Consider the following 20,938-nt stretch of genomic DNA (forward strand, 5'->3'; position numbering starts at 1 on the left):
AATGCAAAGCTATGGTGAATAAAAATTAACAATTGTTCGGCTTAATAGCTGCATCAAAATACCCGATGGTGCTAATTAGAACGACTGCTGAAAATTGCAGCAGATCAGCTAACTGAATACAGCACTGATGACCGTAAAATTGAAAAAATGCGCCGTAAAATAGGTTTAACATGCGAGGTTCAATAACCTAGTCTACAAGAAGGATAGTGATCTGGTGGGAATACGCTACAATTGGCAGGAATTAGAGATTAGGGCGATATACAACATGCCATTGCTAGAGCTGATTTATCAAGCTGCTAGCGTGCATCGCCAATATCATGACCCAACAAAAATCCAAGTTTGTAAGCTGATATCGATTAAAACGGGAGGTTGTCCAGAAGATTGTAGCTACTGTGCCCAATCTTCCCGCTATCAAACAGAGGTAAAGGCGCAAGCACTCCTAGAAAAGGAAACAGTAGTTAACATCGCCCAGAAAGCTAAAGAAACTGGTGTTAGTCGCATTTGCATGGGTGCTGCTTGGCGGGAAGTACGGGATAACTCACAATTTGAAGAAGTCCTGGAAATGGTCAAGGATGTGACTGCAATGGGTTTAGAAGTGTGCTGTACTCTGGGGATGTTGACGGCAAATCAGGCTAGGAAATTGGCAGAAGCGGGACTTTACGCCTACAACCATAACTTAGATACCTCACAGGAATATTACAGCACAATTATTACCACGAGGACTTATAGCGATCGCTTAAACACAATTGAGAATGTCCGTCAGACAAATGTAACTGTATGTTCTGGTGGTATCCTGGGTTTGGGCGAAACAGTCGATGACCGTGTTGGGATGTTACAAACTTTGGCAAACTTACATCCTCATCCAGAGTCTGTACCGATTAATATTCTCTCCCAAGTACCGGGCACACCCTTAGAAAATCAGCCTGATGTCCCCATTTGGGATATTGTGCGGATGATTGCCACAGCTAGAATTTTAATGCCAGCTTCTGATGTGCGTCTTAGTGCTGGTAGGGCGAGACTTTCTCAAGTTGAACAAGCTTTCTGCTTTATGGCAGGAGCCAATTCTATCTTTTCTAGCGACGACAACAAGATGTTGACTGTGACAACTCCCTGTCCAGATTATGATACTGACCGAGAAATGCTGAATTTACTTGGTTTGGGAATGCGTCCACCTTCCCAAAGAGAGCAGAAAGTAGTAAGTCCGGCTGTTGTGGGATAAATATCTTCTTGTGGAATGGGCGAGATGCCATTGGTGTCAACAGTGAGAAACTCAATGATGAAGAGTGCCTCGGCTTAGGCTTGAACTGGTTGTACTGGGGATTGGGGACTTTTAGAGGATGTTTTAAAAGTGGTTGGCTGTAATTTTAGGTACTTTTAGATCCCCCCTAACCCCCCGCTCAAAAGGGGGGAACCGGATCAAAGTCCCCCAATTGAGGGGGGATTTAGGGGGATCTAAAACGTTTTGCTACTGACAAGATGACTTTTAAAACATCCTCCTAAGATAAGTATCTAGATTCAGACGCCAACCAAATCTTAAAGCAATTTCTTGCCCAGTCCCCAATCCCCAATTCAAATGAGGGATGCAATGATATTAATACTCATAGCTAAAATGGTAGTATTGAAAAAGAAGGATAATATACTATGTAACAGAGTCAAGCGCCTCATATCGGGTGATGTTGTCTGCACATCTGAAACTTGGCTAGTCATGCCAACTACAAAAGAATAATATAAAAATTCCCAGTAATCTGGATTGTCATTATTAGGAAAATCTAAACCTCCGGTGATTTCTTCACTATGACGATGATTAATATATTTGTAATAGCTGTGTGCATATTGCACTGCAAACATTGTATGTACTAATAACCAGGAACCGACAATGGTCATAATTGAAAGTATGACGTGTAGGATAAGCAGAATTGTTGACAACGCTTTTTTATCAGTTAGTAAAAACCCAATGGCTAAAACACTCGCACAAGCCGCAGCAATCACTAGCATGAATATAGCCAAATGTCCTTCATATTCACTCTCAGAATAACGGCGGATTTTTTCTGGGGTAGCCCTGATCATTTTCCACCAGGTTATGGCTAAGAAGAAGTCAATGCCAGAGTTCCAAGCGCAGAGAATGCGAGTTGGTAAGTGCAGCCAAGGCGGAAGGATTACTGAAACTAATACAGCCAGTCCGATAGCAATTATTAATCGGGGTCGGGAGTCGAAGTTTTTAAATAAATTAAGTTTCACAAATATTACGATCGCAGATATTATCTAGTTCGGTTTAACTAATTATAATTCCTAGTTTTCGGTGAAACACCACATCAAATAGACATCTCCAGAAATTAAATATGCGTTACCCAGAACCCTTGTACAGACGTAGCAGTGCTACGTCTCTTTTTCACCAGATGTCTAATTGTCAAATGGTTGGTGTTTAAGTTAATCGTCATTCAAATTGCATCTTTGCGTCACCGCGTATCACCATCTTTGTAACGATTTGAAACACTCAGCTTAAAAACGTATCAACTTACTTGTTGGGCTATAAATCCTCAGCTAATTAAATTTACGAATTACGAATTATTTTAACTTAGCTCTAATCGTCTCTACTCTTTGACGATTGACACCTAAATCGCTCTGACCTAAGCGTGAGGCTGAACGCACTTGGATAACATTAGCATTTCTGTCCAGATAGAATTCTACATCATCTACAAATCCCAGTAAAGCACTTTTAAATTCTGCATATAAATAATCTTTACTTTCGGTAATGATTTTAGTTCTTGGTAAGGACTGAATAATCTTTTTAAGATTAGCGATTGATTGATCTGGGGTAGATGTAAAAGTCAACGGTGCAATCTTGTGGGTTGCATCTGTACTCTGACTGGAAACACAGTTAGGAGAGTTAGGGCAGGATGCTAATTTACCGTTGCTAACACCTGAATTATTCGGTCGTTTGCCAGCAAAAACCATAATTATGTCTCCGGGTAAGTGAATAAATCTACTCTCACACATTTGTTTCAATCAGTGTAATACTTTGCGGCGATCGCATCTTCTGGCAAATGACAGATTCACTAAAACATCGGTGCGATCGCTCTATATATAGGACAATACAGTTCAGTTAAGCATTTCCTCCTTCTCTCTGCGTTCTCTGTGCCTCTGCGGTTCGTTAAAAAAAATTAACCTTCCCAAACAGTTTTAGCCTTAACCCAAGCGTATTGATATATAGGATTCATATTTGAATGGCACGCTTGTAAAGCCCAAAGACTTATGTCGCCTCGTTCCCAGCCTGGAGGCTGGGAATGTATTCCGAATGGGCTGCTGCCTCTGGTCAAGAAAGAGAAGGCGGCAGCCCTCTCAAAACTGGTTAAGAGCCTCCAGGCTCTTAACCAGTTAGGGCGAAGCTTATAGCTTTTATTAGTGCCATTCGATTCATATTTGATTTTTGAAATACACCCTACATATACTTAGATTTTTTCAAAAAATAAAGCTAGTATTCATTAGCTTACAGGCTTTATTAGTACATTTATACTAAATAACTTGAGACTAGGCGATACTCAAATTAACTCGGACATCACCTTCCAAGGTAAGGTTGTAGCCAGTATCGGTGGTATTAGTACCATTTATGCTAGTTACATTCAATCTAGGAATAAAATAAATCCTTTTTATCGGTAAATATACGGCTTTAATTAATGGGAATACACGGAAAAAGGTTCTTTTTGTTGTACTGAGTTTTTTCAAAAATCAAGTACGAGTCCTATATGATCCTGTAAGTATCGTCTAGGCGAAGACAGATTTATGACGCAAACAATTTCAATCAACGACTCTGGGCGCTTGCAACTCACACCGCTAGAAATCCCATCCCGTCTGCTGTTAGGGCCTGGCCCATCCAATGCCCATCCCACAGTTCTTCAGGCGATGAATACCTCACCCGTTGGCCATCTTGACCCAGCTTTTCTTGCACTGATGGATGAAATTCAGTCGTTGTTACGCTACGTCTGGCAAACAGAAAACCAACTCACCATTGCAGTCAGTGGAACGGGAACAGCCGCAATGGAAGCAACTATCGCCAATGCTGTAGAACCTGGTGATGTGGTTTTAATTGGTGTAGCTGGTTACTTCGGTAATCGCCTCGTGGATATGGCTGGACGATATGGCGCTGATGTGCGAAATTTTACCAAACCTTGGGGACAAGTCTTTAACCTAGATGAAATCCAAACTGCCTTAAAAACTCATCGCCCAGCTATTTTAGCTCTAGTTCATGCCGAAACCTCTACTGGTGCCCGTCAACCATTGGAAGGAGTCGCTGATTTGTGTGGTGAATTTGGCACTTTGTTACTAGTGGATACGGTGACAAGTTTAGGTGGTGTCCCCTTGTTTTTGGATGCTTGGGGAGTTGACCTGGCCTATAGTTGTAGCCAAAAAGGATTGGGTTGCCCGCCTGGTGCTTCGCCTTTTACCATGAGTGCGCGTGCAGTTGAAAAATTGCAACAGCGCCAAACAAAGGTTGCAAACTGGTATTTAGATATGTTGTTGTTGGGCAAGTATTGGGGCGCTGAACGCACCTATCACCATACAGCACCCATTAATTTATATTATGCATTGCGGGAAGCACTACGTTTGCTTGCAGAAGAGGGATTAGCAAATTCCTGGCAGAGGCATCAAAAGAACGTAGAATATCTTTGGGAAGGGTTAGAGAACTTAGGACTGAGTATGCACGTTGAGCAAGAGTATCGACTACCAACGCTCACTACTGTCTGCATTCCAGCAGGGGTAGATGGTAAAGCGATCGCCCGGCAGTTACTCAATGAACATAATATTGAAATTGGCGGTGGTCTTGGCGAACTAGCGGGTCTTGTCTGGCGCGTGGGATTGATGGGCTTTAATAGTCGTAAGGAAAGTGTTGACGAACTTTTAGCAGCACTGCGACAAGTTTTGCCTCAATAGTTTTGATCTAATTTGGTGCGTTAACACCAGTTAAACGCACCTTCGTTCGCATTTTGTGAAAAACGTCGGGATAATATATTTGTTGAGTAGACATCTCCAGAAAAGAAAAAAGACCCCTCTCCAAACCTCTCCCCGAAAGGTCGCGAGGCTTTAAAACCCCCCTTCCCTCGTAGGGAAGGGGGGAAGGGGGGTTAGGTCTGGGTGCAAATTTGTGGTATCTAAATCTTTTTCGGAGATGTCTAGTATTCCTCACTCGCTTCACTGGGAGAAAAAACCGACAAGTAGCAGAGGCAAGAGTATTAGAATAGACACAATCAAAACTACAGCTCTATAATCTTTGGTCTTCTGGATGCAAACTGTACCAGCCATACCAGTGACGAACTGCTAGCCAAACCGCTGAAAGAAAACCGGCTAAACTAAGGGTGAGGCCGCTCAACGGTACTAATAATCCAAAAATAGGTAGCACTGCTCCAGCAATAGTGGCGACGATCGCAGCTAGGGAAGCACTACGACTAGCTCCCAATCCCCATGTTAAAATTAGTAAAATGATGGAAATTAAAGTCCAAGCCAACTCAGCATTGATGACGCGAGCTAGATAGGTCAAAGTCAATAGACAAGCAAAGAAAATACTACCAGCGATCGCAACATTTTTGAAACTCATTGGCAGTGAAAAATATAATAACAATATCCACCACAAAAATATTGCTGGTGCTAGCAATAAAAGACGTGGAATTACCCCTGTGTGACGAATCGGTTCGGTGTTGGTAAAGACTCCAAATGGATTTTTGACAGAAACATTATCGTCAAATTTCCAAGTAAATTGAGTACTGCGTCCGTTAACTTTAATCTCATTCGGTACAACACCACTAGCAAAATCAGCCGGCGCAAAGTTAGCAATTGCTGTGAGGCGAAAATTAGAAAGCAACTGTCCGGCGGCGCTATAAACCCAGCGAGGACCTCCTTGAGCCTGATAGGTGACTCGAAAGGTGGTTTCTTCCCCTGGTTGCAGCCTAAAGGGAAAGCCATAGTCTCCCGGATTAGTTTGTTGTAACCTAGTACCGTCACGCTCAACTTTATAGCTAGCAAGCAGTGTGTAGCCGTTAGGTGGCGGTGCTTCAAAGAAAAAATTATTAATATCTTTGAGTTGGTTAACTACTTTATAATCAGCAGTGTAATTTGCCTGATAAATTGAACTACGCCCTGGAACATCTACACTTTGATCAAGCTTAACTTGAATTTGCGAACCACCCAGCGTTAAGAAGCGGTTGATTTCTCGTGTCTCATTTACCTTGACAATCTTGCCACCGACTTGGGTGTTATAAGAGTATGGCTCTTGAATAGAGTAGCGCACTTGCGGCGCAAATTGTTCGAGCTTCTCACCTGCGACACTTTCAGCCACTTGAGCCACCTTTGCTTGTTCCCAGTAGTGGTAGCGATTACTTAAAGTTGAACAGAGAAAAAATCCCGGTACTAACAGAACTAATACTAGAGTTAAATGCTGTAATCCCCGCAACAGTTGGGAATAACCAACAGCCCATTCGCCAATGAATATCAGTTGTTCCGGCTGGCTGCGACGGAGAGAAAAACTGATCAGAGCGATCGCAACTCCTAAAGCTACGATCAAAAATACTAATAATAGTGAAGCTTTGAGTGTCTGGGTTCCAAATTGGACAAGCTCAATCGGATGCGTCAAATCGGGTAATCCGGGAATACCTTGAGCAGAAGATGACATTGGCTGATTTTTGCAGAAGTTGGAGAAGCAGACCGATAAAAACTCTTAAAAGTTTCTGGAAAGCAGTTTTATTGGATACATACGAAAAACCAGCCCATTGGATAAAGATTGGTTTCTAACTAGCTTTAAAAGGGAACAGGGAACGGGCAACAGGGAACAGGGAAATCCCCATAATTAAAATTAGGGGATTTGTACAAGGACGTATTTTTTCTTGCGCTACGCGTCCCCTTAAAAAATGTTTTTATTTCTTTCATAAATAAATTTAGTTGCTCTGTACCCTAAATCTTCTCCTGGCAAAGACGCTGCGCGAACGGGGCTAATTCTTGCACTGTTAAGAGTTCCCTCTTCCCTGTTCCCGCCCCGAAGGGGCTTGGTCATCCAGAATTAAAGGCAAATTTTGAAAACGTCATTAGGAGCCGTGTAAAAATAAGTTGCATAACTTGGCAATGGGCAGCAACCGAAGCATTGGAACTAGGCTACGGTGGAATTACAGCTGTGTCATATCATGTCCGCTTGATTACTTTACTTATTAAACTCTAAGAACCCCACCCCGCCAAAGCTATGCTTTGTCTCCCCTCCCCGCTTGCGGGGAGGGGATTAAGGGGTGGGGTGCAATGACTGTGGGAATCATAACTAATTATTCGGACATGATATCAGAGGCAACTCAAATGAGCCAGAATACCGCTATACAGGCATCATTATGCAAAGTTTAGGCAATGGTCGTGACTGGAGTATTGGCTAGTAGTCCGTCAAGTTTAAATTGAGGGGTATTAATTTAGTTCGTAGTTGCGCTTTAGCGCTAAAGCGCAACTACGAACCTCTCAAAACTAGCTTGACAGACTACTAGTTTGAAGATAGTGCCGGCAACGATTGGTATAACGGACTGGAGGCTGGGAACGAGGCTAAATAAGTCTTTGGGCTTTACAAGCGTGCCATTCCCCCATGCCCTATTCCCCACTCTCTTCTTGAGCAAGTTGAGCTTTTGCTTGTTGCCACAATTTTTCTAACTCATCCAAACTGTAATCAGAAAGGGGACGGTCAACAACTGCCTCCATTTTTTCTAAACGCTGGACAAAGCGTTGATTTGTGCCTTGCAAAGCAGCACTAGGGTCAAGATTATGCCAACGGGCGAGCTGAATCACCGCAAACAGTAAATCACCTAATTCTGCTTCTTGTCGTGCGGGTGTTTCCTCAGCTAAAGCTTGTTGAAACTCCCCCAACTCCTCATGAAACTTATCCCAAACGCCCTGAATATTTTCCCATTCAAACCCAATCGCCGCAGCTTTTTGAGAAATCTTCATTGCCCCCGTCATTGGGGGAAGTGTGCGCCCATAACGAGCGAGTTTCGCACTAAATTTTTGCACCTCTAGAACTTCGCCTTTTTCCGCAGCTTTGATTTGTTCCCAATTTTGCCGCACCTCATCCACACTTGCCACAGACACATCACCAAAGACATGGGGATGACGGCGAATCAACTTTTGGGAAATCCCCTGAGTTATTTCTTTGAGGGAAAATTGCCCAGACTCGCTAGCGATTTGGGCTTGGAGTACCACTTGTAATAATAAATCGCCTAACTCTTCCGCGATCGCCCCTTTATCCCCACTCTTAATGGCATCCACCACCTCATAAGCTTCCTCAATCACATAAGGCGTGAGCGTTTCGGCAGTTTGAGCCAAATCCCAAGGACAACCACCATCAGGCGATCGCAACTTCCCCACCACCTCAATCAATTCCTGCAAAGCCACCAAAGTCTCATTGTTATTTTCCATACCTCTGCGTACCTTTGCGTTTAAAAAATTATTTCTTTGGCCGAGAACGATTACCACGACTTGTAACTTTCCGCTTCTTCATTTTGCCACTAGGAAGCAACCCCCGAACCCCCTGCTTTTTAAAACGCTTATATGCCGAACCGCCCCAATCGCTGAGAGAATGACTCATTGCACCGAATTCTAAACCCAAAAACAAAGCGATATATTCAGTATGGTATTGCAGGAGCGATCGCCCCACACTTCCCCCCAAATCCTGCCAAGTAAAACTCAGATTCCACAACCTTTGGGCGATCGCTAACACGAAAATTGCCAAAATAGCCAGCAAACACCCCAGATAAAGTATCCGCAAAATCGTGCCAATAATTGGCCCGTGGGATAAAAAAGAACGATGACGGAGACTTTTTTGATAAGGTAGCCAAATCCAGCGCAAGAAACCCCAGCGTTGAAATTGCACAGAGTAGATATCCAAATCAGGGCCAAACATCAGCCCACCAAAGAGAAACCCGCCTGCAACCAACAAAGTCGCATTGCTACTGCGAGTTTGCCACAAAGTAACGCCCGCCACCAACGGCAGAGCATACATAGTAATGCGATCGTGCGTCCGACCAGAGGGCATCCTAAATCCTGTTAGCGATAGGGGGGCGTTGAGCCAGTGCTGAATAACTCAATACTGAGTCAGTATAAGAGAAAAAAAGATTTTCTTAAAACCACTAGCGCAATGGGAAATGTTTTGCTATATTAGTTAAGGATTGGGCGGTTAGCTCAGTTGGTAGAGCGCCTGCCTTACAAGCAGGACGTCATCAGTTCGAGTCTGGTACTGCCCATTAATTAAATTAAGGCTAGAGACAGCTTAGATGCGGTTTCTAGCCTTTTTTAAATGGATTCACAATTTTTAATTGATCAGCTACTACTAACCCATCTTGCATATCTTCAGAATAGAGAATACTTGTTCTTGCAGATAGGGCACAAGAAATAATTAGACTATCCCAAAAAGAAAAATTATATCGACTGCGGATATCTGATGCAGATTCAAAAATAGTCAGATTGAACGGGAGCATCCCAAATGTGCAAAAACTTTGATAGCCCTCATCCCCTAACCCCTTCTCCCATCTTTGGGATTCGGGGAACTAGAATTATGTCTCCCCTCTCCCATCTTTGGGAGAGGGGCTGGGGGTGAGGGAAAAGATTTAAGCTCTCATTTGGATGCTCCCGATTGAACTCTACCACAGTGCAGCGATGATAAAGCGACTGAATCACAGTTTTGATTTGCTCTTCGTTAAAGGCTGCTTTCTTGAGCAAATTTGCAGAAACCTCATTCACAACCTGCGTACTAATGATGTCTCCTTCAGTCTGTGTAATTGCAATAGCAATCTCACGTTTTATTGTTCTTTCTCCAACCTCCATCTTATTATCGTCAAATAAACGATATAGCCAAACATTGGTATCAATAAAAGATGCACTAAGACTCATAATTATCGGTTATAAATCAATACAGTTCAGTTAAGCATTTCTTTGTTCTCTCTGCGTCCTTGGCGTTCTTGGCGGTTCGTTAAAAAAATTTACTTTGACAAAGAGTTTTAGCCTTAACCCAAGCGTATTGGGTTATAAATTTCCTCACGGCTGAGTACACCATCCACTTGAACAGGATTCTCTGTTAATTCATCAATTATGTCTCTTTTGGGAGATGATTTTTTCTTCACCAAAACGATTACTTCAATATCATCCCCTTCACCGAGTTCTTGTTTGTACTCATCGGGAATGTGAATTAAACCATTTTGAATCTTTGCTTGAAACTCAACCGCATTTAGCATCTTTAACCTCTCTTCTATTTATGGGGCTTCATCCATTATGAGCGATGCCTACGGTGGTCACTGAGCTTGCCGAAGTGCGGGCTGCGCCAACCAGTCAGATAGTCCCCTTGGGGAAAAGATTATCACCTACTATAGCAATCCTAAATCATTCGTGATCAAGAAAATCGCTTAAATGCTTATAGATACGTACTTTTTGTCTACGTATTTTCTCACGCTTCAATTCGGATTGCTATATATATTCAAACAGTCCCAAAAGGTTGCAATAAAATACCCAAAATCTTATCAACTTCTTTAATATAGTACTCAGTCGAATCTATATAAACAGTCGTTTCTTCTAAAAATAAAAACTTCCAGTTAGTTCCACTCGTAACCGAGCCATAAATCCGCGCAACTTCATTGCCTTGATTTTGATTGAACAACTGCGCCGCAATCATTGCCGCGACACATTGACCAAGACCGCCGATAATATCTTCTTTTTTCGCCTCAAAAATAAACATTACCGGAGCAGAAAGAAATAATTGCTCCTGAGAATTGCTGATGATGTAATCGCAAAAACCTTGCAAGCCTTGAGTCGCATCCACATTAAATTCATTTCCAGAAAACAGCGAGATTTGATTATTTAATAATCGTCTGACTTCTGCGAGGATTGGTGCAATTAAAAACTCTGACCTCGCTTTTTCGGTTGAAATTGCAGTTGCTAAAGGAATGTAATCTATTAAAATCGTTCTGAGGGTTTCTGATGGTGTCACAGATTTTGTATCAGCAAATAAATTATGAGTTTCATCGAGTCTTAAGTCAAAACTCTTTTTCACCTGAGCGAGACTAAAATCGCTGTATGCCATGCTTTTACCTTGTGATTATTTATAGCAGTTCTTGTTTGGATGCAACACCTTTGACCTCTGTCCTAAGAGGAGAGAGGCTTTGAATCTTACTCACCTTATTACTCCCCTTCCCTCGCAGGGAAGGGGCTGGGGTTTAGGTCTGCCTTGACTTGATTCGCCAACTCTTTCGCTCTCGCCTGGGAATCAAACTTTAATTTATTATTCCACTGCTGCGCTTGGCGGAACTTTTCAACAGCGCCATTCATATCATCATTTCGCGCTAACTTCTCACCTTGGATGACTAACACTGTCGCCCCTTGCGCCTTACGGGATGGAGTTTGGCATGATTGCAACTCTTCTAACACTTCTGGATGGGAAATGAGGTAATCATTCAGCAAGTTGCAACCACTGTGTAATAAATTATCGAAATTCAAATCCCACAAAATTATTGTCTTGTCAGAACTAGCAGAAGCTAACTGTTGTCCATTGGGGCTGTAGGCGACGCTAAAGACCTCACTGCTATGACCAGTCAGGGTTTTGAGGAGTTGACCACTGCTGACATCCCAGATTTTGATGGTGTTGTCAGAACTAGCGGAAGCTAACTGTTGCCCATTAGGGCTGTAGGTGACGCTCTTGACCCAATCGCTATGACCAGTCAGGGTTTTGAGGAGTTGACCACTACTGACATCCCAGATTTTGATTGTCTTGTCATAACTAGCGGAAGCTAACTGTTGTCCATTGGGGCTATAGGCGACGCTAATGACCTCATTGCTATGACCAGTCAGGGTTTTGAGGAGTTGATCACTGCTGACATCCCAAATTTTGATCGTCTTGTCATAACTAGCGGAAGCTAACTGTTGTCCATTAGAACTGTAGGCGACGCTACTGACCCAATTGCTATGACCAGTCAGGGATTTGAGGAGTTTACCACTGCTGACATCCCAGATTTTGATTGTCTTGTCAGCACTAGCAGAAGCTAACTGTTGTCCATTGGGACTGTAGGCGACGCTATAGACCGAATCACTATGACCAGTAAGGGTTTTGAGGAGTTTACCACTGCTGACATCCCAGATTTTGATCGTCTTGTCCCAACTAGCAGAAGCTAACTGTTGTCCATTGAGGCTGAAGGCGATGCTACTCACTCCACTGCTATGACCAGTAAGGGTTTTGAGGAGTTTACCACTGCTGACATCCCAGATTTTGATCGTCTTGTCATCACTAGCAGAAGCTAACTGTTGTCCATTGGGGCTGTAGGCGACGCTATTGACCCCACTGCTATGACCAGTCAGGGTTTTGAGGAGTTTACCACTGCTGACATCCCAGATTTTGATCGTCTTGTCACCACTAGCGGAAGCTAACTGTTGTCCATTGGGGCTGTAGGTGACGCTATTGACCACATTGCTATGACCAGTCAGGGATTTGAGGAGTTTACCACTGCTGACATCCCAGATTTTGATCGTCCTGTCAAAACTAGCAGAAGCTAACTGTTGTCCATTGGGGCTGTAGGCGACGCTATTGACCACATTACTATGACCAGTCAGGGTTTTGAGGAGTTTACCACTACTGACATCCCAGATTTTGATCGTCTCGTCAGAACTAGCAGAAGCTAACTGTTGTCCATTGGGGCTGTAGGCGACGCTATTGACCCAACTGCTATGACCAGTCAGGGTTTTGAGGAGTTGACCACTGCTGACATCCCAGATTTTGATCGTCTTGTCAGCACTCGCAGAAGCTAACTGTTGTCCATTGGGGCTGTAGGCGACGCTATTGACCTCACTGCTGTGACCAGTCAGAGATTTGAGGAGTTTACCACTGCTGACATCCCAAATTTTGATCGTCTTGTCATAACTAGCGGAAGCTAGCTGTTGTCCATTGGGGCTGTAGGCGACGCTATTGACCGTATCGCTATGACCAGTCAGAGTTTTGAGGAGTTGACCACTGCTGACATCCCAGATTTTGATCGTCTTGTCAGAACTAGCGGAAGCTAACTGTCGTCCATTGGGGCTATAGGCGACGAGATTGACCGGACTGCTATGACCAGAGAGGGATTTGAGGAGTTTACCACTACTGACATCCCAGATTTTGATGGTGTTGTCAGAACTAGCGGAAGCTAACTGTTGTCCATTGGGGCTGTAGGCGACCCTTCTGACCATATCGCTATGACCTTCTAAGGTATTCACCTCGATCGCACGATTTTCTTTTGGCTCCTTTGGCTTTAAGTAAACCGCTTGCTGTAAAGTTAAGACAGTTTGCATTTGGGTATCGCTTCTTTCTTTTTCCCAAGGTGCGTGTTTGAGTTTTTCACTAGCCTTTAATGCTGTTATTAAAGCATCTGGATGTTGTTCAGAGACAAGAAACGCTTCTGAAGAATTATTCAGGGCGTTAATTTCATTAATTTCAGCTTGTGTTCTTTCCGTTACCGCCTCTTGTCTCGATCGGAATAATAACCCTGCCAACCCAGCTAATAATAATACGGCGGCGACGGCAACCAAAAGGGCGCGTTGGAGAAAAAGATTGAGTTTCGCGTCACTCAGTTTTCTTTGTTCTCGTTCCTTTTCCAGTTCCGCCATCACGTGCTTTAACTTCGGTTGTTGTTGCTCGTGGATAAAGGCGGCGATGTAGTCATGTACCAGTTGATAACGATCAGCCGGGTTTTCTGGTAGCAAAACCACTAAGCCGGATTTGACCAAAATATCTAAAATTACATCTAATTCGCTGATGTCAAAAGCTTTATCCCCCCTAGTTTCTGATCCCCCCGCCTGGGTTGACCTCCTTAAAAAAGAAGTGAAGAGAATATACCCCCCCTTTTTTAGGGAGGTTGGGGAGATATCCGAGAGATAAAAACCACTAACTGATAAATACTCCTGCAAATCTCGTTCCAACTCAGTGCGAGTCTTCAGAGGGCGAGTTCCTTTGTCATCCGTCAGCAAATACAGTAATATATTTGCTGCTTGCTGATTTTCTTCACCACAATCATTAACAACTTCATCCAAATAACGCTTAACCAATTCATCTTTAGTGCCACGTTGCCGATATTCTGCCAGAGTTGTAATATTCTCCCTTTGCAGTTGCGCGCCCACAACCTGCAACTCAATGGGACGAACTTCACCCAATTCTCCGGCTAAATCTTGCACGAGTTGTTCAACTAAAGCAGGTTCTAAGTGAAAACTAGTATTTGCAGTTAAACGCTGAATAATTGACTTCGCATCAACAGGTGAGAAGTTCCCCAACTTGTAAAGCACATTATTACTGAGAATGTCATTACCAATAATCTTAAGACTGGGCAAATCATTGCACTCCAGCAAGTAATGGATGTAATCTATCCGCAGCGATAAGATAACTTTTACCGATAGAATATTCAGACACTCTCCCAGAAACTCAAAGAATTGCTTCCTTTGTGCCGGTTCGGTGTAAACAAAGAAAAATTCCTCAAATTGATCGAAAATTAGCACCGTTCGCAGGTTACGCTGTTCGTTTTCGCGTAGTTGAGTAATTAGGAACTTTGTAGAGACGCGATTCATCGCGTCTGCACTAGGGCGTGAAGAAGACGAGAGAAGTAAGGAGTGGGTATTTTGAATATCAAAGGTCGAACCTCCGAGTTCTGAGGTCGAAGGTTGAGGTTCTGACTCTCGCCACTCAGGAGAGACGCGATGAATCGCGTCTCTACAAACTCGCCACTCCTCACACCCTCCCAAAAGCTTCCCCAACTCTTCCACCCAGTTGGTGTAAACGCGCATTACCACCGGCAAATAATCTTGAATACCGATGGCTTTATTCATTAAAGCTGGCACCAGTCCCGCATTTACCAGAGAACTTTTGCCTACACCCGATTGCCCATGAATTACTATCAACTTATAATCAGGGCGACCCATGCGTTCAATTAAACGTTCTATATCCAATAGGCGACCAGATGCAGCAATTTCTGGGGCAATGTTTCCTTGGGGAGAGTTAGAGCGCAATGTCTCTACAAATGCCTGTTTTGTAGCTTCTAACCTACCCGCACCAATAAAAGCCCGCAAGCCAAATTGCTGTTCAATGGAACGCCGTTGCTGTTTGATTTTATATGCTTGGAGATATTCTTTCTGCTCAAAGTAAAGCTGCTGCAAAAACCTGAGAATATCCAAGTAAAGCCTGACATCTTCTAGGGGATTACCCACATCCCTAGCAGTTTCTAAGCTGAGAGTTGCCTCTTTAATTTGACCTAAATGGTATTGAGAACGACCTAGAATAAACTGATATAAGCTCAAATCTTTTGATTTTAAAACGCTTTCGGGAATATCAGATAAAACCTGACTTTTCACCTCATCCACGAAACCTAACCCCCCAGCCCCCTTCCCTACAAGGGAAGGGGGAGAATTCAAAACCTCTCTCCTTGCAGGAGAGAGGTTTGGAGAGAGGTTTTTCAGATCCTGTGAAAAGTCAGCAGATAAAACCCCTGACATATTCGCTGATTCCACATTAGGAATCGCGGCAAAAGTTTTCAAGGCTTGCTGAACTAACTGATTTGCTTTCACCCAGTTTTTTTGAGCCAAAGCCACCTCAGCTAAAAAACCGTAATCCTTGGCTAATTCTCTTGGCTGGTTATTAGTTTCATGGATTAATAAAGCCTGTTTAGAAAGACTATGTAAAGTTTTCCACTCTTGCAAGTCTCGTAATATATCACCGAATTTAACTACTGCATTAGCAACTAAATCTGGACTTTGAAACTGGTTAATAAAATTAATATACTCTTGAACAGAATGCCAAGTTTTATGCCAATCTGGATGATTAATATCTTGATGTTTAAAAGCTTTGAGATAATAGCAAAAACCAATTTCACTAAGGATTTTTGCCTGTTGTTCTAAATGATGACTTTGTTGCCAAAGTTCTAAGGCTTTGTGATAATGCTGTAGCGCGGAATCTTTTTGATTATTTATCTGCTTGATAAAACCTAATAAGGATTCTAAATTAGCTTGAATTTCTAAATTATAAACATCTGGCTTCTTGATTAAATCTTTTTGTGCTGTTTCTAACTCATTTTCCAGTTTGATATATACATCGACGCTAAATTTTAAGTTATTACTAAACCATTGATTAGCAGTTTCGATGACAAAATCTACTAATTCCTGTGTTGATATGGCAAAGTTTCTCGTAGTTGCCCAACTTTCCAAATCTGGTGCAAACTGTATTAGTTGCTTGTAGATTTCATCATCAATCCACAACACTAAGGGAAAAGCAAAATTCTTGCGAAACTCTTCCCGCACCTGATTAGCAGAAGTTAACATCACAGACAAATTCTGCACTGATTCCAAACCCACAACCATTACACAGGCTGGTATTTCTTCGCCGAATTCTTCCTGAATCGCAGTATAAAGAGTTCTGTTCGATTGCTGCACCGCCAAGACACGAATTTCTACTTGACAAATTTCCCGCAGTCTAGAGATTAAGCGATCGCGCAAGCTAACATAATTACACCGTGCCAAAATCAGCTTAAACTGTCCCACAGAGGACTCGATCGCCCAAGCTAATTGTTGCAGTCCCTTTTCATTTTCAGGTTGCTGTGAATCTGTCATACCAATTTGGAATTTTGGATTTTGGATTAAAAGAGCCAGGGCAAATAGCAGATATAGGGTGTGTTACCGCGAAGCGTAACGCACCGAAAACCAGAGATAGTGCGTTACGGAAGATGTCGGGTGTGTACCGCGCATAACGCACCGGAAACCGGAGATGGTGCGTTACCGAAGCCGTAACACACCCTACCGTTAAGGAACGTTCAACTCACTCGCCTCTGCCAAAATGGGATTAACATCAAACCAAGACTCGCCACCATCCCGATATTCAAATACAAATCGACTGCGAATCAGTTTTTGATATCCGTGGTCATCACTCACCTTTTTCCTTTCCTTGACATGACGTAACAATTGCCACTCATCATCAGAAATCGGTAACATTATTTCATTCCGCCGAGAACGAATAACTTGCTCTAAGGTTTCACGGGTTAGGGGAAGACTCATTTCTTCCATAATCCAGGTATTCAGCAGCCTCAGTACATCCCGCACATGACCACCGCTCATTTTACATAACCGCTCTAGGCTAGCAGCACTATCAAAAATCTCCGTAATTTTATTTAAACGCTCCTCTGGTGTCAAGTCAGGAAAAGCTCTTGCTAGTACCATCTGCTGCATGAGTGCCATTCCCTGTATATGAACACTGCCATCAGTCTTTTGTACAGGTACCATTGGTAACACCTTAGGATCTTCTGGAAAACGCTGGGTTAGCATTCCGTAATCATTGGAAAACTTCAAAGCCAAGGGCATAGTGTAGAGTAGATGACAATTAAGCCTTGTTAAAAACTCACCCTGATCGACAAATAAATATTCCTGTTGCGGACGACCCCAAGGTTTGGCACGATTATCGATGCGGTCAAGATTATCGACAATTACCACTAGACCTTTTTTACCCTGCTGTTTGAGTTTAGCGATCGCAGGTTCCAATAATTCTTGATTAATCGCTTCTAGCAGTTTAGTTTTTTGCGGCGCTAAATACTGATTGAGTTTTTCTCGCAAGTTTGGGTCATTTTTCATCTTCGCGGTGATTTCACCAATGCCCACAGACAGAGAAAGCTTATCTTTTTCAGAGGTGACACCAAAATCACCGATATTTGGAACCTTAACTTTTACCCCCGTCACCTCGGAGTTTAAGACCTTCCAAGCACCTTGGAGCAACTCATTAAATTTGTTGGGTGTCTCCAATGTAATTTTATCCAGACTTTGACTCACCCGACGAGCGATCGCTAGCAGCACATCAGCAATATCGACATCGGTCATTTCCAAGTCATCACTGGACTCAAAATAGACTACGTGGAAGCCTAACTTTTCGAGTTCTGCCTGTAACCGTAATAGTTCTGTCGATTTTCCACAACCAATATGCCCAGTAAATAAAGTGCAAGTGGGTTCATTGGGCTTAAAAAAAGTAATTTTCTGCTTCAGCTTGCCAAGAATATCACCACCTCGGACTGAGGAAAAATCTATGTAATACTTGCTATCAGAGCTATTGTTAACAAACAGGGTTCTGCTGGGATCGCTAGCCTGATAAAATTCCCGTAAATCTATGGACATAACCTGGTAGTGCAATAATCTGGTATTGTCTTAACATATCCTTGTGGAAAAGGATAAAGTTACTTACATCATTGCATCTCAATATTTCGGAGAATTTTTGCTTTTGCTACCTCAAAGGTGAGCGAATGGTTTTAGGACTGTTCTCCCTTGAGCGAGGTACAAGAACCCCACCCCCAACCCCCTCCCCGCTCTTCGTGAGGGGACTATGATGTAAGTAATATTAAGCCCTGGCTGTCTTATTGGTATATAGTAACGAATTTGAAAGCTTGAACCCCACTATGATCGTTAAGAGATAAGCGCAAATCTACTAATTAGACAGTCAGAGAATATTAAGTTATCTGCAAAAACCGAGACTCTTTTTTGATACTATTTAAGGCCGGACTCTTTAAATACTGATTGACGTATGAGCAAAGGTACCCTGTTTGACAAAGTTTGGGACTTACACACCGTTGGTACACTTCCCTCAGGGCTGACGCAACTATTTATCGGGCTTCACCTAATTCATGAAGTCACCAGTCCCCAGGCTTTTGCTATGTTACGTGAGAGGGGTCTAAAAGTACTGTTTCCAGAGCGGACTGTGGCCACGGTCGATCATATTGTACCCACAGAAAACCAGGCGCGTCCTTTTGCCGATAACTTGGCAGAGGAAATGATTCAAGCGCTTGAACAAAATTGTCAAGAAAATAACATAACTTTTTACAATATTGGTTCTGGTAGTCAGGGTATAGTTCATGTAATCGCTCCAGAACTGGGGCTGACCCAACCAGGAATGACGATCGCCTGTGGAGATAGTCATACATCCAGTCATGGGGCATTTGGTGCGATCGCATTTGGTATTGGTACTAGCCAAGTTCGGGATGTTCTCGCTTCCCAAACTCTCGCCCTTTCCAAACTGAAAGTCCGCAAAATTGAAGTTAACGGCACTCTCAACCCCGGTGTTTACGCCAAAGATGTTATTTTGCATATCATCCGCACCCTTGGCGTTAAAGGTGGTGTGGGCTATGGATACGAATTTGCAGGTACGACATTTGAGCAAATGAACATGGAAGAGAGGATGACAGTCTGCAATATGGCGATCGAAGGCGGTGCTAGATGCGGCTACGTCAATCCCGATCAAGTCACCTACGATTACCTTAAAGGTAGAGATTTTGCACCTATTGATGCAGATTGGGACAAAGCAGTGGCTTGGTGGGAATCCATCAAGAGCGATGCTGATGCCCAGTATGATGATGTAGTCGTATTTGACGCTGCCGAAATTTCCCCTACCGTTACCTGGGGGATTACTCCCGGTCAAGGTATCGGTGTCAACCAATCAATACCTCAACCCGAAGAACTGCTGGAAGAAGACCGATTTATTGCCGAAGAAGCTTACCGCTACATGGATTTATATCCTGGTCAACCCATCAAGGGTACCAAAATAGATGTCTGCTTTATTGGTAGTTGCACCAACGGCAGGATTACTGATTTGCGAGAAGCGGCGAAAATCGCCAAAGGTCGCCATGTTGCAGAGGGAATCAAAGCTTTTGTTGTCCCCGGTTCTGAAAGGGTGAAGGAAGAGGCGGAAGCTGAAGGACTGGATAAAATCTTTCAGGAAGCCGGATTTGAGTGGCGTGAACCGGGATGTTCCATGTGCTTGGCCATGAACCCCGATAAACTCCAAGGAAGACAAATCAGCGCCTCCTCCTCCAACCGCAACTTTAAAGGAAGACAGGGTTCATCCTCCGGTCGGACATTGTTAATGAGTCCGGCGATGGTCGCCATAGCTGCGATTAAAGGCGAAGTTTCTGATGTGCGTGAGTTGCTGTAACGTTGGGGAATGGGGACTAGGGACTAGGGACTGGGGACTGGTAATTAAAAGTTTACCTATTACTATTCCTCATATCCTCATCTTCCCTAGTCCCCAGTCCCTTTTTCAACAGGCTGTCATTGAAATAATAGATAAAATCTATGGTGAGTGAAGTTAAAACAGTTTCAGGGCGCGGTATACCCTTAGTGGGCAATGATATAGATACCGATCGCATTATTCCCGCGCGATATTTAAAAGCCATTACCTTTGACGGGTTAGGCGAAGGCGCGTTTATCGATGACCGAACAGCACTTAAAGGTGAACATCCCTTTGACCAAACTCAATACCAAGGTGCGAAGATTTTAATAGTTAACCGTAACTTTGGCTGTGGTTCATCAAGAGAACATGCACCCCAAGCGATCGCAAAATGGGGAATCCAAGCTTTAATCGGTGAAAGCTTCGCGGAAATCTTTTTCGGTAATTGTGTGGCAATGGGCATACCTTGTCTGACAGCCGATGCTGTTACTGTTAAACAACTGCAAGAGTTAGTGGCTGCCAATCCCCAAGCCACCGTCACAGTAAATTTGGAAACATTGCAAGTGCAAATTGATGATTACACCGCCCCAGTTGCGATCGAAGAAGGTACTAGAAGCACATTTATTTCTGGGACTTGGGACGCTTGCGGGCAATTGGTGGCTAACGCTGACCAAGTTCGGGCAACGGCTGCAAAATTACCCTACGTCGGTTGGGGCAATTTAGCTGCGAGTTAATATTCTCTCTCTCGTTCCCTGGCTCTGCCGGGGAATGTTAATTTATAGCTTTTTTGCATTATTTCAGTTAGGGCTAACAATAGCTCAATCTATTTCAGATTTGGCATAGTAGATATATAGAGGTATAGAAACTCCAAAAGGAGATTTAATATTTTACTCTACCCTGAAACTGTACAAAAATTAACAATTTGATTAAGTTATGTTGATTTTACGCGAATAATTC

Annotated in this window: 15 protein-coding genes and 1 tRNA gene; 6 read left to right on the top strand and 10 right to left on the bottom strand. The window is 43.2% G+C overall.

Going from position 1 to position 20,938, the window contains the following annotated elements:
- The first annotated feature begins 211 nt into the window (after nucleotides 1–211).
- Nucleotides 212–1,219, top strand: a complete 1,008-nt coding sequence (gene bioB / locus V7K97_RS00610) for a biotin synthase BioB (RefSeq protein WP_334798793.1) — start codon at nucleotides 212–214, stop codon at nucleotides 1,217–1,219.
- Nucleotides 1,220–1,569: 350 nt separating this feature from the next.
- Here bioB and V7K97_RS00615 read toward each other — a convergent pair whose 3' ends face one another.
- A complete protein-coding gene (locus V7K97_RS00615) occupies nucleotides 1,570–2,157 on the bottom strand; it encodes a DUF1345 domain-containing protein (RefSeq protein WP_334798794.1) in 588 nt (195 codons plus the stop codon).
- Between V7K97_RS00615 and V7K97_RS00620 the strand changes: the two genes are divergently transcribed.
- Nucleotides 2,081–2,266 carry a hypothetical protein gene (locus tag V7K97_RS00620; protein WP_334798795.1) on the top strand — a complete coding sequence of 62 codons (186 nt, stop codon included), beginning with the start codon at nucleotides 2,081–2,083 and terminating at the stop codon, nucleotides 2,264–2,266. The genes V7K97_RS00615 and V7K97_RS00620 overlap by 77 nt on opposite strands.
- Nucleotides 2,267–2,565: 299 nt before the next feature.
- On the opposite strand, the gene V7K97_RS00625 is transcribed toward V7K97_RS00620, so the two are convergent.
- The gene (locus V7K97_RS00625; RefSeq protein ID WP_334798773.1) at nucleotides 2,566–2,955 is read right to left on the bottom strand and encodes a DUF1499 domain-containing protein; all 390 of its coding nucleotides are present in this window, start codon (nucleotides 2,953–2,955) and stop codon (nucleotides 2,566–2,568) included.
- A gap of 825 nt (nucleotides 2,956–3,780) precedes the next feature.
- Between V7K97_RS00625 and V7K97_RS00630 the strand changes: the two genes are divergently transcribed.
- Nucleotides 3,781–4,929 carry an alanine--glyoxylate aminotransferase family protein gene (locus V7K97_RS00630; RefSeq protein ID WP_334798774.1) on the top strand — a complete coding sequence of 383 codons (1,149 nt, stop codon included), beginning with the start codon at nucleotides 3,781–3,783 and terminating at the stop codon, nucleotides 4,927–4,929.
- A gap of 328 nt (nucleotides 4,930–5,257) precedes the next feature.
- Here the strand turns inward: V7K97_RS00630 and V7K97_RS00635 are convergent, their stop codons facing one another.
- The 3 genes from V7K97_RS00635 to V7K97_RS00645 all read right to left on the bottom strand — a co-directional run bounded on the left by V7K97_RS00635 (nucleotide 5,258) and on the right by V7K97_RS00645 (nucleotide 9,046).
- A complete protein-coding gene (locus V7K97_RS00635; protein WP_334798775.1) occupies nucleotides 5,258–6,661 on the bottom strand; it encodes a hypothetical protein in 1,404 nt (467 codons plus the stop codon).
- A 947-nt stretch (nucleotides 6,662–7,608) separates the two neighbouring features.
- Nucleotides 7,609–8,430 carry a nucleoside triphosphate pyrophosphohydrolase gene (gene mazG, locus V7K97_RS00640; RefSeq protein WP_334798776.1) on the bottom strand — a complete coding sequence of 274 codons (822 nt, stop codon included), beginning with the start codon at nucleotides 8,428–8,430 and terminating at the stop codon, nucleotides 7,609–7,611.
- 28 nt (nucleotides 8,431–8,458) lie between these two features.
- Complete coding sequence (locus V7K97_RS00645; protein WP_334798777.1) at nucleotides 8,459–9,046, bottom strand: metal-binding protein; 588 nt, start codon at nucleotides 9,044–9,046, stop codon at nucleotides 8,459–8,461.
- A 135-nt stretch (nucleotides 9,047–9,181) separates the two neighbouring features.
- Here V7K97_RS00645 and V7K97_RS00650 point away from each other — a divergent pair.
- Nucleotides 9,182–9,254, top strand: a tRNA-Val gene (locus V7K97_RS00650).
- Between the two features lie 262 nt (nucleotides 9,255–9,516).
- On the opposite strand, the gene V7K97_RS00655 is transcribed toward V7K97_RS00650, so the two are convergent.
- The 5 genes from V7K97_RS00655 to V7K97_RS00675 form a co-directional block, all read right to left on the bottom strand.
- Nucleotides 9,517–9,900 (bottom strand): hypothetical protein, encoded by a 384-nt coding sequence (locus tag V7K97_RS00655; protein ID WP_334798778.1) that lies wholly within the window; start codon nucleotides 9,898–9,900, stop codon nucleotides 9,517–9,519.
- A gap of 113 nt (nucleotides 9,901–10,013) precedes the next feature.
- Complete coding sequence (locus V7K97_RS00660; protein WP_334798779.1) at nucleotides 10,014–10,241, bottom strand: hypothetical protein; 228 nt, start codon at nucleotides 10,239–10,241, stop codon at nucleotides 10,014–10,016.
- Between the two features lie 239 nt (nucleotides 10,242–10,480).
- On the bottom strand, nucleotides 10,481–11,083 hold the full coding sequence (locus V7K97_RS00665) for a hypothetical protein (protein WP_334798780.1): 603 nt from the start codon (nucleotides 11,081–11,083) through the stop codon (nucleotides 10,481–10,483).
- A gap of 98 nt (nucleotides 11,084–11,181) precedes the next feature.
- Nucleotides 11,182–16,614 (bottom strand): WD40 repeat domain-containing protein, encoded by a 5,433-nt coding sequence (locus V7K97_RS00670; RefSeq protein ID WP_334798781.1) that lies wholly within the window; start codon nucleotides 16,612–16,614, stop codon nucleotides 11,182–11,184.
- Between the two features lie 189 nt (nucleotides 16,615–16,803).
- Nucleotides 16,804–18,159: an ATP-binding protein gene (locus V7K97_RS00675; protein ID WP_334798782.1), complete on the bottom strand. Its 1,356-nt coding sequence runs from the start codon at nucleotides 18,157–18,159 to the stop codon at nucleotides 16,804–16,806.
- 403 nt (nucleotides 18,160–18,562) lie between these two features.
- Between V7K97_RS00675 and leuC the strand changes: the two genes are divergently transcribed.
- A complete protein-coding gene (gene leuC, locus V7K97_RS00680; RefSeq protein ID WP_334798783.1) occupies nucleotides 18,563–19,966 on the top strand; it encodes a 3-isopropylmalate dehydratase large subunit in 1,404 nt (467 codons plus the stop codon).
- A gap of 140 nt (nucleotides 19,967–20,106) precedes the next feature.
- Nucleotides 20,107–20,715: a 3-isopropylmalate dehydratase small subunit gene (gene leuD, locus V7K97_RS00685; RefSeq protein WP_334798784.1), complete on the top strand. Its 609-nt coding sequence runs from the start codon at nucleotides 20,107–20,109 to the stop codon at nucleotides 20,713–20,715.
- Nucleotides 20,716–20,938 lie beyond the last annotated feature (223 nt).

The organism is Nostoc sp. (assembly GCF_036917815.1).
Lineage (GTDB): Bacteria > Cyanobacteriota > Cyanobacteriia > Cyanobacteriales > Nostocaceae > Nostoc.